The sequence below is a fragment of the Trichlorobacter ammonificans genome (assembly GCF_933509905.1).
Taxonomy (GTDB): Bacteria; Desulfobacterota; Desulfuromonadia; order Geobacterales; family Pseudopelobacteraceae; genus Trichlorobacter; species Trichlorobacter ammonificans.
Genome location: NZ_OW150024.1, coordinates 2,544,102 through 2,560,370 on the forward strand (window position 1 = coordinate 2,544,102; position 16,269 = coordinate 2,560,370).

14 protein-coding genes are annotated in these 16,269 nt (G+C 62.3%); all 14 read left to right on the top strand.

From position 1 onward, the window contains the following. The first annotated feature begins 2 nt into the window (after nucleotides 1–2). Genes rsmH through ftsA form a run of 14 tightly spaced genes read left to right on the top strand, consistent with a single transcriptional unit; the run spans nucleotide 3 to nucleotide 16,243 of the window. Complete coding sequence (rsmH, locus tag RAK07_RS11665) at nucleotides 3–941, top strand: 16S rRNA (cytosine(1402)-N(4))-methyltransferase RsmH (protein WP_305733006.1); 939 nt, start codon at nucleotides 3–5, stop codon at nucleotides 939–941. A 12-nt stretch (nucleotides 942–953) separates the two neighbouring features. Further along, entirely contained in the window at nucleotides 954–1,295 is a 342-nt protein-coding gene (gene ftsL, locus RAK07_RS11670; protein WP_305733007.1) for a cell division protein FtsL, read from the top strand. Between the two features lie 30 nt (nucleotides 1,296–1,325). Next, a complete protein-coding gene (locus RAK07_RS11675; RefSeq protein WP_305733008.1) occupies nucleotides 1,326–3,341 on the top strand; it encodes a PASTA domain-containing penicillin-binding protein in 2,016 nt (671 codons plus the stop codon). 9 nt (nucleotides 3,342–3,350) lie between these two features. Beyond that, a complete protein-coding gene (locus RAK07_RS11680; RefSeq protein WP_305733009.1) occupies nucleotides 3,351–4,871 on the top strand; it encodes a UDP-N-acetylmuramoyl-L-alanyl-D-glutamate--2,6-diaminopimelate ligase in 1,521 nt (506 codons plus the stop codon). A 1-nt stretch (nucleotide 4,872) separates the two neighbouring features. Beyond that, a complete protein-coding gene (locus RAK07_RS11685; RefSeq protein WP_305733010.1) occupies nucleotides 4,873–6,258 on the top strand; it encodes a UDP-N-acetylmuramoyl-tripeptide--D-alanyl-D-alanine ligase in 1,386 nt (461 codons plus the stop codon). Between the two features lies 1 nt (nucleotide 6,259). Then, the gene (mraY, locus tag RAK07_RS11690) at nucleotides 6,260–7,336 is read left to right on the top strand and encodes a phospho-N-acetylmuramoyl-pentapeptide-transferase (protein WP_305733011.1); all 1,077 of its coding nucleotides are present in this window, start codon (nucleotides 6,260–6,262) and stop codon (nucleotides 7,334–7,336) included. Nucleotide 7,337: 1 nt separating this feature from the next. After that, a complete protein-coding gene (gene murD / locus RAK07_RS11695; protein ID WP_305733012.1) occupies nucleotides 7,338–8,678 on the top strand; it encodes a UDP-N-acetylmuramoyl-L-alanine--D-glutamate ligase in 1,341 nt (446 codons plus the stop codon). A gap of 58 nt (nucleotides 8,679–8,736) precedes the next feature. Then, a complete protein-coding gene (gene ftsW, locus RAK07_RS11700; RefSeq protein ID WP_305733013.1) occupies nucleotides 8,737–9,864 on the top strand; it encodes a putative lipid II flippase FtsW in 1,128 nt (375 codons plus the stop codon). Next, a complete protein-coding gene (gene murG / locus RAK07_RS11705) occupies nucleotides 9,861–10,967 on the top strand; it encodes an undecaprenyldiphospho-muramoylpentapeptide beta-N-acetylglucosaminyltransferase (RefSeq protein ID WP_305733014.1) in 1,107 nt (368 codons plus the stop codon). The genes ftsW and murG overlap by 4 nt, the downstream gene beginning before the upstream one ends. Next, nucleotides 10,952–12,325 (top strand): UDP-N-acetylmuramate--L-alanine ligase, encoded by a 1,374-nt coding sequence (murC, locus tag RAK07_RS11710; RefSeq protein WP_305733015.1) that lies wholly within the window; start codon nucleotides 10,952–10,954, stop codon nucleotides 12,323–12,325. The genes murG and murC overlap by 16 nt, the downstream gene beginning before the upstream one ends. A gap of 15 nt (nucleotides 12,326–12,340) precedes the next feature. Beyond that, complete coding sequence (murB, locus tag RAK07_RS11715) at nucleotides 12,341–13,216, top strand: UDP-N-acetylmuramate dehydrogenase (RefSeq protein WP_305733016.1); 876 nt, start codon at nucleotides 12,341–12,343, stop codon at nucleotides 13,214–13,216. Continuing rightward, nucleotides 13,213–14,139, top strand: coding sequence for a D-alanine--D-alanine ligase (locus RAK07_RS11720; protein WP_305733017.1), 927 nt, complete (start codon nucleotides 13,213–13,215; stop codon nucleotides 14,137–14,139). Before murB ends, RAK07_RS11720 begins: the two co-directional genes overlap by 4 nt. Next, the gene (locus RAK07_RS11725; protein WP_305733018.1) at nucleotides 14,136–14,969 is read left to right on the top strand and encodes a cell division protein FtsQ/DivIB; all 834 of its coding nucleotides are present in this window, start codon (nucleotides 14,136–14,138) and stop codon (nucleotides 14,967–14,969) included. The genes RAK07_RS11720 and RAK07_RS11725 overlap by 4 nt, the downstream gene beginning before the upstream one ends. 38 nt (nucleotides 14,970–15,007) lie before the next feature. After that, on the top strand, nucleotides 15,008–16,243 hold the full coding sequence (gene ftsA, locus RAK07_RS11730; protein WP_305733019.1) for a cell division protein FtsA: 1,236 nt from the start codon (nucleotides 15,008–15,010) through the stop codon (nucleotides 16,241–16,243). Nucleotides 16,244–16,269: the final 26 nt, after the last annotated feature.

Genomic DNA, 16,269 nt, shown 5'->3' on the forward strand with positions numbered 1-16,269 from the left:
TCGTGGCCTCCTTTCAACACAGGTCGGTCATGGCGGCTGAGGTTCTGCAGCATCTCGCCCCCCGCTCTGGCGGCATGTATGTTGACGGCACCCTGGGCGGCGGCGGACACAGCGAACAGCTCCTTGAAGCCAGCGCCCCCGATGGCAGGGTACTCGGCATTGACCGGGATCCGGCCGCACTGGCGGCTGCCGGGGAGCGTCTCAACCGTTTCGGCGACCGCTTCCATTCGGTCCGGGGTAGCTTCGGCAACCTGGCGGAGATTCTGCGCCAGGCAGGTATCGGAGCCATCGACGGCTTCCTGCTGGACCTGGGCGTTTCCTCCCACCAACTGGACAGCCCGGAACGGGGGTTCAGCTTCCGCACTAACGGCCCCCTGGATATGCGGATGGACCCTGCGGCGGGCGAGAGTGCCGCTGAACTGGTCAACCGGGCGTCGGAGCAGGAGCTGGAACGGATCATCCGTGACTACGGCGAAGAGCGCTGGGCACGCAAGATCGCAACACGGATCGTTGCCGCTCGGAGCGAGCGGGCATTTACCTCAACCCTCGAACTGGCGGAGCTGGTCGAAAGGACCATTCCGCGCCGGTTTCACGAGGAGCGTATTCACCCCGCCACCCGTACCTTTCAGGCACTGCGGATGGCGGTCAACAGCGAATTGGAGCAGGTACGGCAGGGGGTGGTGGCCGGCATCGAGCTGCTGGCCCCGGGAGGACGTCTGGTGGTGATTTCCTTCCACTCCCTTGAGGACCGGATCGTCAAGCAGTTGTTCCGGGAAGCGGCAACCGGCTGCGTTTGTCCTCCCCGCTTTCCGCACTGCACCTGTGGCAGAACGCCGCGGGGACGTCTGATCACCGGCAAGCCGGTTATCGCCGGAACCGAGGAGCGCAGCGAGAACCCGCGCGCACGGAGTGCAAAGCTGAGAGCCCTGGAAAAACTCTGACAGGAGGCGCCGATGGGCACCGCAAAAACCGATTATGGCAAAGTACTGCTGCCTCAGCAGGTTGGTCGCGGGTTTTCCGTCCGCCGGCTGGATGTTGCCCGTTTCCTGATGATCTGCATGATCCTGTTGACCATCGTTTCCATTTTTCACGTCTGGTCCCGCTTTCGCCTGATAGAGCTGAACCTCCAGGTGAGCGAGGCAAGCCGCAAACTGAAGAGTCTCGAACAGGAGCAGAAACAACTGCAACTGGAGGTGGCGTCGCTGAAAACACCGGCCAGGATCGAGACCATTGCCAAACGGGATCTTGGCATGGCCGTCCCCCGGGAAGAACAGATCATCCTGGTCCGGGAATAACGCACCCATCGCCCGACAGGGGAGCACGCAATGACGAACGAACGGGAAAAGTGGGCCAGAATCCGGATCCTCATGGTCGCGGGCCTTTTTTCCTGTGCCTTCGTAGCGGTTGCCGTCAGGACCTTTTCCCTGCAGGTGCTCCAGCACGAGCACTTAGTCAAGATGGCCGAGCGCCAGCACCAGCGCACGGTTCCCCTGACCCCTGCCCGGGGCGGCATCTACGACCGCAGTGGCGCCTCCCTGGCAGTGTCGCTGGAAATGGACTCCCTCTACGCCGAGCCGCGACGAATCAAAAATCCCGAAACCGTTGCCGCCATTCTGGCGCCACTTCTGGACATTTCCGAACAGGAGCTGCTCAGGAAGCTATCTTCAGATCGCGGATTTATCTGGATCGAACGGCAGATCAGCCCGGAAACTGCGGCACGTATCCGCCAGATGAAACTGACCGGTATCGGCTTTGCCAAAGAAAGCAAACGCTTCTACCCCAACTACGAGGTGGCCGCCCATGTTTTAGGCTTTACGGGACTGGACCCGGAAGGACTGGAAGGGCTGGAGCGCCGCTACGACAGCACCATTTTGGGCAAGGGGGGCTACCTGGTGACGGAGCGCGACGCCCTCGGTCGCGATGTTGCCGTCAAGAGTGCCGTGGTGACCGACGCTTCACCGGGGAAAAACCTGATCCTGACTCTGGACAAGAACATACAGTACCTTGCCGAGAAGGAGCTGACCAAGGCGGTCCAGTCCAGTGGGGCCAAAAGCGGCATGGTCATCGTGGCCGAGCCGGCGACCGGCAAGATACTGGCCATGGCCAATTATCCGACCTTCAACCCCAACTCCTACAACCAGTATCAGCCGTTCCAGCTACGCAACCGAGCCGTGGCGGACAGCTTTGAGCCCGGCTCAACCCTCAAGATATTTCTGCTGGCCGCTGCCCTTGAGGAGAAGATCGTCTCTCCCCAGAACAGCATCAACTGCGAGAACGGCAGATATTCCTTCGGCGGCAGGATCATCCGGGACGACCACCCCAAGGGACGGCTGACGGTTGCCGAAGTGCTCAAGTATTCAAGCAACATCGGTTCGGCCAAAATCGGCCTGAAACTGGGTGACGACCGTCTGCACCGCTACCTTACCTCCTTCGGCTTCGGCCAGAAGACCGGTATCGACCTGCCCGGCGAGGTCAGCGGCTCACTGCGCCCGGTCAACCGCTGGTACGGCAGCGACATCGCCACCATCTCATTTGGTCAGGGAATATCGGTCTCCGCCCTGCAACTGGTCGCCGCAACGTCCGCCGTCGCCAACGGCGGAACCTTAATGAAACCGTACCTAGTGGAGCGGATAACCGACACGAATGGCCAGACCATCCAGAGTTTTTCACCGCAGGCGCTGCGGCGGATAGTCTCCCCCTCCACTGCCGCCAGCGTGACCCGTATGATGGAGGGAGTGGTCGCCGCCGGCGGCACCGGCACCAATGCCGCCCTCGAGGAGATCAAGGTGGCCGGCAAGACCGGTACCGCCCAGAAGGCCGACTCTCACGGCAAAGGGTACTCCAGCACCCGGCGTACCGCCTCCTTCATCGGCTTCGTTCCCAGCGACAAGCCGCTGATGACGATTCTGGTGGTGATCGACGAACCGCGTACCAGTCCGTATGGTGGTGTGGTGGCTGCACCGGTATTTCGGGAGGTGGCCATCAACTCGCTCTGTTACCTGAAGGCCATCTCGGGCAGCAGTCATGGAAGTGCCGAAGTATGTGCACCGGTAAAAAAAGCCGCCCAGGTCAAAGGCAGTGAAGAGACGGCTCAGCCGGTTATTCCACGCGCAGCCGGCATCACCCTGGTGGATACCGACACCGACCGGGGGCCGGTGTCGGTGCTGCTCATGCCGGACTTTACGGGCATGAGCATGCGCCGGGTTCTGCAGGTGATGGAAAAACACCAATTGAATATCCAGGTACGGGGAAACGGTCGGGTTGTGGAGCAGCATCCGCAGCCGGGCCAGAAGATTCAGGGATCGGACGGGGTCTGGGTTCGTTTGGCACCAGCGACATAGGAAACGCACATGAAACTCGCAGAGCTGATAGACGGTAGTACCCTTCTCGCGACTGGCGGCGACCTGGCAACGGAAATCCGTGCGCTCGCCTGCGATTCCCGTGCAGTGACGCCGGGTACGCTCTTTTTTGCCCTGCGCGGAACCACAGCGGACGGTCATGACTATATCGACCGTGCGATAGCCGCCGGAGCTGCGGCCATTGTCCTTGAAGACGATTCCGCTGCCCCCGCCGACCGTCCCTGGGTCCAGGTGGCTGACGGCCGGGAGAGTATGGCACGGATAGCTGCACGCTTCCACGGATCCCCCACGGACCGGCTGCCGCTGGTGGGAATCACCGGCACTAACGGCAAGACCACTACCACCTACATCGTGGAGGGCATACTGGCAGCGGCCGGCATCCCCTGCGCCGTATTGGGGACCGTCAGCTACCGGTTCGGCGAAACAACGCTTGAAGCCAGCCATACCACGCCCGAGTCGATCGAGTTGCAGGGGCTGTTCAGCCGTTTGGCCGGACTGGGGGCACGGGGCTTCATCATGGAAGTCTCCTCCCATGCCCTGGAACAGCACCGGGTTGATGGCTGTCGTTTCGACGTGGGCGTCTTTACCAACCTGACCCGGGACCACCTGGACTACCACGGTGACATGGAAAGCTACAAACAGGCCAAGCTACGGCTGTTCAGCGACCTGCTGCAACCGGACTCCCTCAAGCCGTTGCGCCGTGCGGTCGTCAACCTGGACGATCCCGCAGGACAGGAGTTCATGGCTGCCGCATCCTGTCCCGCCATTGGCTACGGACTGCATCCCGAGGCCGTCGTCACCGCACGGGATCTGCAGGTCTCCGTACAGGGAACCCGTGGGCTGCTGGTAACCCCTGCGGGAGAACGCCCCTTCAATTCGCGGCTGCTGGGCAGCTACAACCTTTCCAACCTGCTGGCCGCCGCCGGGGTGGGCCATGCCCTCGGCATCCCGCTGGAGGCTATCGTCCGGGGGATCGCCTCCCATGCCACCGTACCGGGACGCCTGGAAAGCGTGGCAAACAACCGGGGTGTTACCTGCCTGGTGGATTACGCCCACACCGGCGACGCCCTGGAGAATGTACTCAAGACCCTGAAGGCACTGGCTACCGGCCGGATCATCTCGGTCTTCGGCTGCGGCGGCGACCGCGATCCCGGCAAGCGACCGATCATGGGTGAAATTGCCGCACGCTACTCCGACCTTGCCGTGGTCACTTCCGACAACCCCCGCACCGAGGATCCGGCACAGATTATCAGTCAGATCAGAAACGGCATCCTGCCACTGGGCTTGCGGGAATACGCGCCCGAGGCACTGCAGGACGGTTTCAGCGAGCAAGGATTCACCTGCCTGGAAAACCGTCGCGCGGCGATCCGCTGTGCCGCACGCCTGGCCAGCCCGGGCGATATCCTGCTGCTGGCCGGTAAAGGGCACGAGGATTACCAGATCATCGGCCGCACCAAACATCATTTCGACGATCGGGAGGAAGCTGCCGCCGCCCTCGGGGAGTGCGCCTGACATGTTCAGCGTTACCGAGATAGCCGCTGCCGTGGGTGGCCGGATCGTCGGGCCGTCGGACCGTACTGTACGCGGCGTCTCCACTGACTCGCGCGTCGTTGCGATGGACGAACTGTTCGTTCCGCTGCGTGGCGCCACCTTCGACGGCCACCGCTTTCTGGAGGAGGTCACCGCCAAAGGCGTACGGGTGGTGCTCGCGGAAGAGCGGTACCTGAAAACGCATCCTTTGCACGCCGACTGTAGTTGCGTTGCCGTCAAAAACAGCCTGCAGGCCCTGGGAGACTTGGCCGCGGCCTACCGGCGGCGCTTCAGTCTGCCGGTGATCGGCGTTACCGGCAGCAACGGCAAAACCACCACCAAGGAGATGCTGGCTGCGGTGCTGGCACGTACCGGAGCCGGCTTGAAAACCGAGGGGAATCTGAACAATCTGATCGGTCTGCCCCGGATGATCTTCCAGCTGGTTCCTGAGCACCGCTGGGCCGTGCTGGAGATGGGAATGAGCGAACCGGGGGAGATCGACCGGCTTGCCGAGATCGCTCTTCCGCTGGTGGGTATCGTACTCAATGCCTTTCCGGCCCACTTGGCCAGTATGGGCAGTGTTGAGGCAGTGGCACGGGCCAAGGGCGAACTGCTGCACCGCATTCAGGATAACGGCTTGGCGGTGGTGAACGCCGATGACCCGCGGGTGGCATCCCTGCCTCAGAATTCATCGGCCCGCCGGATCAGTTTCGGCATCCGCCGCGGCGAAGTGCGGGCGGAAGGGATCGTATCACTGGGACTGGCAGGCCAGCAGTTCCAGCTGGTCACCCCCCGGGGCAACAGGGAAATAACCCTGGCCGCCTTCGGCAGCCACGCGGTGTACAATGCCCTGGCCACGGCAGCGGCTTTGCTGGAGCTGGTTCCCCTGGATACCATCGCCGCCGGACTTGCCGATTTCAGGCCCTACAACGGGCGGTTCCAACTGGAAACCGCGCATGCGCTGGTACTGATCGATGACAGCTATAACGCCAACCCTGCTTCCTGCGCCGCTGCCCTGGCAACGCTGGCTGAGCTGAAGGATGGCCGGCAAGCTTTCGTGGCGCTGGGAGACATGCTGGAGCTGGGAGCGGATGAAGTGGACCTGCACCGTCGCCTGGGAGCCCAGGCAGCGCAGGTCGCCGACCGGCTCTACCTGTTCGGTGATCTGACCGCCCACACCGCCGAGACAGCCATTGCCGCCGGCATGGCCCCGGATGCCGTAGTCAGGGCGCCGGATCACGACACGGTCATCCGGGACATCCTGAAACGGGCAAAAAGCGGCGACCTGGTACTGGTCAAGGGATCGCGGGGGATGAACATGGAACGAATTGCACACGGCATACGGCTCGGCGGCCGTCAGGAGAACTGACATGCTGTATCACATTTTTTATCCGCTGGCATCGGACCTTAAGATCCTTAACATCTTCAAGTACCTGACCTTCCGCACTATCTATGCCATGATCACCGCCCTGATTGTCTGCTTCGTCCTGGGGCCCTGGATCATCCGCAAACTGGAAGGGCTGCGTGCCCGGCAAGTGATCCGTACCGACGGACCGGAATCCCACCTGGAAAAGCAGGGAACCCCCACCATGGGGGGGCTGATCATCCTGGCAGCCATCGTCATTCCCACCCTTCTCTGGGCAGACCTGCGCAACTCGTACGTCTGGATCACCCTCACCATCCTGGGGGGCTACGGCCTGATCGGTTTTGTGGACGACTACAAGAAAGTGGTGGAAAAAAACCCGAAAGGTCTCTCAGCTCGCCAGAAAATGTTCTGGCAGGTGGTGCTGGCCGGCGGCGTGGCGGTGTATCTCTACCTGACCCCTGGATTCAACGAGATGCTGTACGTCCCGTTCTTCAAAAATTTCCATCCCGATCTCGGCATCTTCTTCATACCCTTTGCCGCCCTGGTCATCGTTGGCGCCAGTAATGCCGTCAACCTGACCGACGGCCTGGACGGCCTGGCCATCGGGCCGGTGGCCATCAACGCCGCCACCTACATGCTCTTTGCTTACATCGCCGGCCACGCCACCCTGTCCAGCTACCTGCAGATTCCGCGGGTGCCCGGTGCCGGGGAGCTGGCAGTCATCTGCGGTGCCATGGTGGGGGCCGGGCTGGGCTTTCTCTGGTTCAACTCCTACCCGGCCGAAGTATTCATGGGGGATGTGGGGTCCCTTTCGCTGGGGGGGACCCTGGGCATCATCGCGGTGCTGACCAAGCAGGAGATTCTGCTGGTGATCGTGGGCGGCATTTTCGTCGTGGAGGCTCTCTCCGTGATCTTCCAGGTGGGGTCCTACAAATACCGGGGCAAGCGGATTTTCCGCATGGCGCCGATCCACCACCATTTTGAACTGAAAGGGGTGGCGGAACCCAAGATCATCGTCCGCTTCTGGATCATCACCATCATCCTGGCCCTGGTCGCCATTTCCACCCTGAAGATGCGCTGACATGGATCTGACCAACCGCCATACCGTTGTCATGGGGCTTGCCAGAACCGGCGTGGCCTGTGCCCGCTTCCTGGCTCTGCGGGGAGCGCGGGTCGTTGCCACCGATCTGCGGGACGCCGTTACTTTGGCAGCAGTGCTGAACGAGTTGCAGGAGTATGACATCCGCTTCGTGCTGGGGCGTCACGACGAGCAGGACTTCCTGCTGGCCGATCTGATCGTGGTTTCTCCCGGCGTGCCGATGGACCACCCCCTACTGACGGCGGCAAAAGCGGCCGGACGGGAGATCGTCAGCGAGATCGAGCTGGCCGCACGTTTCATCGATGCGCCGCTGGTGGCCATCACCGGTACCAACGGCAAAACCACCACCACCACTCTGGCCGGGGAGCTGTTTACGGCCTGCGGTTTTACTACCTATGTGGGAGGCAACATCGGCAATCCCCTCATCGAGCTGCCGGAATCGGGAACGGCCGTACAGCGGGTTGTCGCTGAAATCAGTTCGTTTCAGCTTGAGTGGATCGCCACATTCCGGCCCCGGGTGGCGGCCCTGCTCAACATCTCCGAAGACCACCTGGACCGCTACGCCGGCTACCAGGAGTATATCGACGCCAAGCTGCGCATCTTCGAGAACCAGACCTCCGAGGATTACGCGGTCGTGAACCGCGACGACGACCTGGTCTGGCAGGCGGCCCGCTCCCTCAAGGCCCGCCTCATCCCCTTCAGCCGGAAGCGGGAGCTTGAGGAGGGCATCTTCTGCCAGGGCGACGAGATCGTGTTCCGGCACCAGGATGCTGAGTGTCGCTTTCCCGTGGCCGGTTTCAAGCTGCAGGGGGTGCATAACCTGGAGAACATCATGGCGGCCCTGGCCTGCGCCCTGCTTCTGGGCTGCGAGCGCGAGCCCTGCCTGGCGCTGCTCAACCGTTTCGAACCCCTGCACCACCGGATGGAATTCGTCCGCGAGGTAAACGGCGTGCGGTACTTTGAAGACAGCAAGGCCACCAATGTGGGCAGCGTGGCCAAGGCACTGGAAAGCTTCGACAACATCACGCTGATCGCCGGCGGCAAGGATAAGGGGGGCAGCTACGCCCCGTTGGCGGAGCTGGTACGGAGCCGGGTCCGCCAGCTGGTGCTGATCGGCGAGGCGGCCGACCGCATTGCCGCAGAGTTGGGGAGTCTCACCGCCACCTGCAAGGCGGCCAGCCTTGAAGAGGCGGTAGCCCTGGCGGCGGCCCGCAGCCGCCCCGGCGGCGTAGTGCTGCTCTCTCCCGCCTGCTCCAGCTTCGATATGTTCCGGGACTACGAAGAGCGGGCACAGCGGTTCATCGCCGCGGTCAAGGCGCTGTAGAGGGTCGAACATGTCGGACCGGCCAGAGTGGTCCGACAACAGCGTAAGGAAACAACCCATGCTGAGAAAACTGGAAGGATACGACCTGGTTCTGTTGCTGATGGTGGTGGCGCTTACCTCTTTCGGGGTCGTCATGGTCTATTCCGCCTCGTCGGTGATGGCAGCCAAAAACTTCCAGGACAGCGCATTTTTCCTCAAGCGCCAGGGGACCTTCGCGCTGGTCGGCTTTATCATCGCCGCCGTTGCCATGCGGATCGACTATCGTTACTGGCAACGACTGGCGGTACCGCTGTTGCTGGTCAGTCTGGTACTGCTGGTGCTGGTGCTGATCCCCGGCATCGGCGGCAAGGTCAAGGGGGCCTCCCGCTGGATCAGGCTGCCCGGTTTCAACCTGCAACCGTCGGAGTTCGCCAAGATCGCCCTGATCATGTATCTGGCCTACTCCATCGCCAAGAAGCAGGACCGGATCAAGCTGCTCTCCGCCGGTTTCCTCCCCTACATGGTCGTGTTGATGGTGCTGTTGGGGCTGATTCTCAAGCAGCCGGACCTGGGGGCGGCCCTGACCCTGGCCGGCGTCACCATCCTGATGCTTTTTACCGCCGGCACCCGGCTGGTCTTCATCATCGGCACCATGATGGTGGCGGCCCCCTTCGTCTGGTACCTGATCTACACCTCCGCCTATCGTTGGCGCAGGATCAAGGCGTTTATGAATCCGGAACTGGATCCCACCGGTATCGGCTGGCAGATTACCCAGTCCAAGTACGCCTTCGGGGCTGGCGGCCTGTTGGGCCAAGGACTGGGCGAGGGCAAGCAGAAACTGTTCTACCTGCCGGAGGCCCACACCGACTTCATCCTCTCCGTGGTGGGCGAAGAACTGGGCTTCATAGGGGTGTTGATCATTATCGGCATGTTCTTCATCCTGGTGCAACGGGCGATGCGGATCGCCCTGGCCACCCAGGAACCCTTCGGACGCTTCCTGGCCATGGGGATCGCCATCCTGTTCGCCATTGAGGCCAGCGTCAACATGGGGGTGGTTACCGGCATCCTTCCCACCAAGGGGCTGGCCCTGCCGTTTTTGAGCTACGGCGGCAGTTCGCTGCTGATCAGCCTGTTCGCAGTGGGGGTGCTGCTGAACATCTCCAGCACGCTGAAGGAAACCGTACCAGCGGAGAGGAAAAACGGATGAAACTGATCGTGGCCGGCGGCGGTACCGGCGGACATCTCTTTCCCGGCATCGCCGTGGCCGAAGAGTTCCTCTCCCGCGACAGCTCCAACCAAGTGCTGTTCGTGGGAAGCGAACGGGGGATCGAGGCACGGGTCATCCCAAGCCTGGGCTATCCCCTGGAACTGGTCTCCGCTGCCGGCATCAAGGGCAAGGGGTTCACGGCCAAGGTGACGGGAGCCCTGCAGCTTCTGTACGGCTATGCGCAGTCACGCACCATCTTGAAACGCTACCGGCCGGACCTGGTGCTGGGGGTGGGGGGCTATGCCTCGCTGCCGATGGTGCTGGCGGCCAGGGGGCTGGATATTCCCCGCTTCATCCACGAGCAAAATGCCCTGCCCGGCATGACCAACAAACTCCTGTCCCGGTTTGCGGACCGGGTGTTTATCTCCCTCGAGGAAGCGCGACAGTTCTTTCCGGAAGAACGCACCCTGCTCACCGGCAACCCGCTGCGCACGCAGATTCTGGAAAGCCTGCAGCATGCCGCCGTCACCCGTGAGCGCACACCGGATGCACCGTTCCATCTGTTCGTTTTCGGAGGTAGCCAAGGGGCACGCCCCCTGAACGAAGTATTGCCCCGCACCATGGCCCTGCTCAATGAGCGGGCCGGGCATTTGCGCATCGTTCACCAGACCGGTGAACAGGATCTGGCCGCAGTGCGGCAGGGATACCGGGAGGCCGGTATCGACGCCGACGTGCGGCCGTTCATTGACGACATGGCCCGTGAGTACCGCCGGGCCGACCTGATCGTCTGCCGTGCCGGTGCCACCACCATTGCCGAGGTGACGGCTATCGGCAAGGCGTGCCTGTTCATCCCCTTCCCCCACGCCACGGACGATCACCAGCGCAAGAATGCCGAGGCGCTACTGAAAAATGAAGCCTGCGAACTGATGCTGGAGCGGCATATGACGCCGGAAACCCTGGCTGGCACCATTGCGGGATTGATGGATGATCGGGAACGACTGGAGCGGATCGGCAGGAATGCCGCCGGGATGGCCCGGCTGGAGGCGGCGCGGGTCATTGTTGACGAGATGCTGAAAGGATTGCAGCCATGTACGGAAACATAGAAAAAATTCACTTCGTCGGCATCGGCGGCATCGGCATGAGCGGCATCGCCGAGGTGCTGCTGAACCTGGGCTACGCCGTATCCGGCTCCGACCTGCGCGGTTCCGAGATCACGGAGCGGCTGACCGGCTTCGGCGCCGAAATCGGCATCGGGCACCGGGCGGAAAACCTGAAAAACGTGGATGTGGTGGTGATCTCATCCGCAGTGCACGACGACAATCCGGAAGTGGTGGAGGCCCGGCGTCTGCATATCCCGGTGATCCCCCGGGCCGAAATGCTGGCGGAGCTGATGCGGATGAAGCACGGCATCGCCATTGCCGGCACCCACGGCAAGACCACCACCACCTCCATGGCCGCTTCCATCCTCGGCCATGCCGGCATGGACCCCACCATCGTGATCGGCGGCAAGCTGAACGCCATCGGCACCAACGCCCGGCTGGGCCAGGGAAAGTTCCTGGTGGCCGAGGCGGACGAGTCGGACGGTTCCTTTCTGGTGCTCTCCCCCACCATCGCCGTGGTGACCAACATCGACGCCGACCACCTGGATCATTACGCCGGTATCGAGGAGATCAAGGATACGTTCGTCGAGTTCATCAACAAGGTGCCGTTCTACGGTCTGGCGGTGCTCTGCCTGGATGACCCCAACATCCGGAGCATTCTGCCCCGGGTCAAGAAGCGCTACATGACCTACGGCCTTTCCTCCCAGGCCGATATCCGGGCCACCCACGTCCGGCACGAAGGGTTCCAGACCTCCTTTGTCGCCCACTACAAGGGGTACCGGCTGGGAGAAGTTTCCTTTCCGATGCCCGGTCCCCACAACGTGCTGAACGCCATGGCCTGCATCGCCGTGGCACTGGAGCTGGATATCCCGTTTTCCGCCATCCAGGAGGGGTTTGCCGGCTTCAGCGGCGTGGGGCGGCGCTTCACCGTCAAGGGGCAGCCGCGGGGGATCATGGTGGTGGACGACTACGGCCACCATCCGGCCGAGATCAAGGCCACCCTGGCCGCGGCGCGGCAGGGATGGCCGGAACGCAGGATCGTGGCGGTCTTTCAGCCCCACCGCTACACCCGCACCCATGAACTGTTCGGAGAATTCGTCACTGCCTTCTATGATGCCGACCTGCTGGTACTGACCGATGTGTATGCGGCCGGTGAGCAGCCGATCGAAGGAGCCACGGCGGAACGGCTCGCCCACGAGATTCGTCGCCACGGCCAGAAGGATGTCACCTGGATCGGTACTCGGGAGTTGATTCCCGAACACCTGGCCGGGGTGGTGAAAGAGGGCGATATCGTCATCACCCTGGGAGCGGGGAATATCTGGCAGCAGGGTGAAGCCCTGGTGAAACTTCTGGAGAGCTGATTGAGTCTCGATGGCATGTGCATACGCGGCACACTGCTGCGCAATGAGCCGATGAGCCGGCATACCTCCCTGAAGGTGGGGGGACCGGCCGACTTGTACGCCGTGCCCCAGGATGCGGACGATCTGCAGCAGTTGGTGCGCCAACTTCATGAACGGCAGATCCCCTGGCTGGCCATCGGCCGGGGCTACAACCTGCTGGTGCGGGATGGCGGCATCCGCGGCGCGGTGATCTCGCTGGAACGATTCAACCGGATCGAGTCCCTGGACGAGGTCACCATCCGGGCCGGAGCCGGCGCAGAAAACCTGACCGTGGTCCGTTTCGGCCAGGCCCTTGGCTTGGGAGGGATCGGTTTTATTGCCGGTATTCCCGGTACCATCGGCGGCGCCATCCGGATGAACGCCGGTGCTTACGGTGAAGGGATTCTGCAGCGTACCGTCTGCATGAGCCTGCTGCGGGACGGCACGGTGCGGGAGTTCTGCATTGACGAGTTGGACTACGGCTACCGCCGCCTGGACCTGCTGCCGGGCGACCTGGTGCTGGCGGCCACGCTGCGTCTGGAACCACGAGACCCGGCAGAGACCGAGGAGGAGATTCGCAAGGATACCGAACTGCGGCGCAGCAAGCACAACGTGGGTCACCCCAGTGCCGGCTCGTTTTTTAAAAATCCGCCGGGACAGGCTGCCTGGAAGCTGATCGATGCTGCCGGCATGCGGGGCTGCCGGGTGGGCGGAGCACTGGTCTCCGAGGTACACAGCAACTTTCTGGTCAATGCCGGCGGTGCCACGGCGGCTGATTTCCTGGCCCTGTCGGCCCGGGTCAAACAGGCGGTGTCGGCGGCATGCGGCATCACGCTGGAAGAAGAGGTCAGGATCGTGGGGGATGAGCCATGAAGGATAAGCGGATCGGAGTATTGATGGGAGGGTTGTCCGCCGAGCGCGACGTGTCGATCAAAAGCGGCATGGCGGTTCACCAGGCACTGCTCAAGCGGGGGTACGACAGCACCGCCATCGACGTACGCCACTCGGTGGCCGACGTGCTGCGGGAAGAGCGGATCGAGGTGGCCTTTGTGGCCCTCCATGGCCGGTACGGCGAGGATGGCTGCATCCAGGGGTTGCTGGAGCTGATGCAGATCCCCTACACCGGCTCCGGGGTGCTGGCCAGCGCCCTGGCCATGCACAAACTGTACGCCAAGCAGGCGTTCAGCGCCGCCGGACTGCTCACCACCCCCTTCGTTGCCGTGCAGCGGGGAGCCACGATCACCCCGGAGCAGCTTCCCTTCGGCCTGCCGGCAGTAGTCAAGCCGGTGCAGGAGGGGTCGTCGGTGGGAGTGGCCATCGTCAAGCAGGCAGCCGAGCTTGCGCCGTCCCTGGACGAGGCGTTTCGTTACGACCGGATCGCCCTGGTGGAGCAGTACGTCAAGGGGCAGGAGGTACAGGTCGGCATCCTGAACGATCGGGCCATCGGCGCCATCGAGATCATCCCCAAGAAGGAGTTCTACGACTACGAGGCCAAGTATGCCGACGGCATGGCCGAACATGTTTTCCCGGCCCGTCTCGCTGCGGAGTTGTACGAAACGGTGCAGCAGCTGGGGGTACAGGCCCACCGGGCCCTGGGCTGCTCCGGTTACAGCCGGGTGGATTTTCTGGTGACCGAGCAGGGTGACTGCTACGTGCTGGAGGTGAACACGCTGCCGGGGATGACCGCCCTGTCACTGTTGCCGGAAATCGCTCTCAAAGGAGCTGGCTTGAGTTTCGAGGATCTGGTGGAAGAGATCCTCAGTACCGCCGGCCTGAAAACGGGCTCCGGCGCATGATGGCGGATCTGCGCCATCTCGACGGTTCCCGCGGTCGCAGCAAGGTTGCGCAGAACCGTATGAAGGTCAAGAAGGAGCCCATTGACCTGCGTACCTACGTGCTGCCGCTGGTGCGGGTCGGCAGCCGGGCGATGCTGGTGCTGCTGCTGGGTGGCCTGTTGGCCGCTTCCGTGCACCGTTTGACCAAAACAACTTCGTTTCCGGTACAGAAGATCGATATTACCGGCACCCAACGGTTGACCCGCGCAGAAGTCCTGGCTTTGGGCGGCGTCTCCATCGGGGAAAACATGCTCGCCCTGCGGCTGAAGTCCATCGGCGGGCAGATCGCCGCCAACCCCTGGGTAGCCGATGTCAGGGTGCAACGCTTCTTTCCGGGCACGCTGGCGGTCAGCATCACGGAACGGGAACCGGTGGCAGTGGTCAACCTGGGACTGCTCTACTACCTGGACGCCCAGGGAGAACCGTTCAAGCCGCTCAACTTCGGTGACAAGCTGGACTACCCGGTGGTCTCCGGCTTCACCGAGGAGGATCTGGGCAGCGATCCGGCGGGAACCCGCGAAGCGTTGAAAAACGCCTGTGAACTGCTTGCCGCGCTACAACGGCAGGGAGCTTTTCTCCTTGCGGATGTATCGGAGATTCATTACGATAAGGGCCACGGTTTTACCCTGTACACCACCTCCGGCGCAGTTCCCGTCAGAATCGGCATGTCGGATTTCACAGAAAAACTGAACCGTTTTGCCCGTATCTACGAACACCTGAAGGACCGGCACCCCGACCTGCGCCGGATCGACCTGGATTACAGCGACAGAATCGTCGTCACCAAGAGCTGAACGGAACACCGTACTAATTTCCCACGGAGGGGAACGCTATGTCCGCCAAGAGAGACAACCTGATTGTCGGCCTCGACATCGGGACCACTAAAATCTGCGCCATTGTCGGTAATGTTACCGAGGACGGCATTGAGATCGTCGGCATCGGCACCAGTCCTTCCAGTGGTCTGCGCAAAGGGGTTGTCATCAACATCGAGAGCACGGTGACCGCGATCCGCAAAGCGATCGACGAAGCCGAGCTGATGGCCGGCTGCGAGATCAAGTCGGTCTACGCCGGCATCGCCGGCGGCCATATCAAGGGGATCAACTCCCAGGGGGTGATCGCCATCAAGAACCGTGAAGTCTCCCCCGAGGACGTGCGCCGGGTCATCGACGCCGCCAAGGCCATCGCCATCCCGATGGACCGGGAAGTGATCCATATTCTTCCCCAGGAATTCATCATCGACGAGCAGGACGGCATCCGCGAGCCGCTGGGAATGAGCGGTGTCCGCCTGGAGGCCAAGGTCCATATCGTCACCGGCGCCGTGGCCAGCGCCCAGAACATCGTCAAATCCTGCAACCGGGCCGGCCTGGACGTGGCCGACATCGTCCTGGAGCAACTCGCCTCTTCCGAGGCGGTCCTCTCGCCGGACGAGAAGGAACTGGGGGTCTGCCTGGTGGATATCGGCGGCGGCACCACTGATATCGCCATCTTCTCCGAAGGTGCCATCAAGTACACCTCAGTGTTGGGACTGGGGGGGAACCATCTGACCAACGATATCGCCGTCGGCCTGCGCACCCCCATGGCCGAGGCGGAAAAAATCAAGCGCAACCACGGCTGCTGCCTCTCTTCCCTGGTGGGCAAGGATGACAAGATCGAAGTCCCCAGCGTCGGCGGCCGTAAGCCGCGGGAACTTTCCCGTACGGTTTTATGCGAAATCCTGGGCCCCCGGGTCGAAGAATTGTTCACCCTGGTAAACCGTGAAATCGTCAAATCGGGACTTGAAGATTCCATTGCATCCGGGGTTGTAATTACCGGCGGATCGAGTATACTTGACGGGATGCCGGAGCTGGCAGAACAGATTTTCAACCTGCCGGTACGCCGCGGAATCCCCCAGAAGATCGGCGGACTTATTGACGTCGTCAACTCTCCGGTTTATTCAACGGGTGTGGGCCTGATCATTTACGGCAGTCGAAATCTCGGCCCCCGTGAGTTTCCGGCCACCAAGTCGGAAGACAGTATCTTCAACACGGCAGCCCGCCGCATGAAGAGTTGGTTCCGGGAGTTCTTCTGAGAGCCGGACCCTGACGCATCATCAAG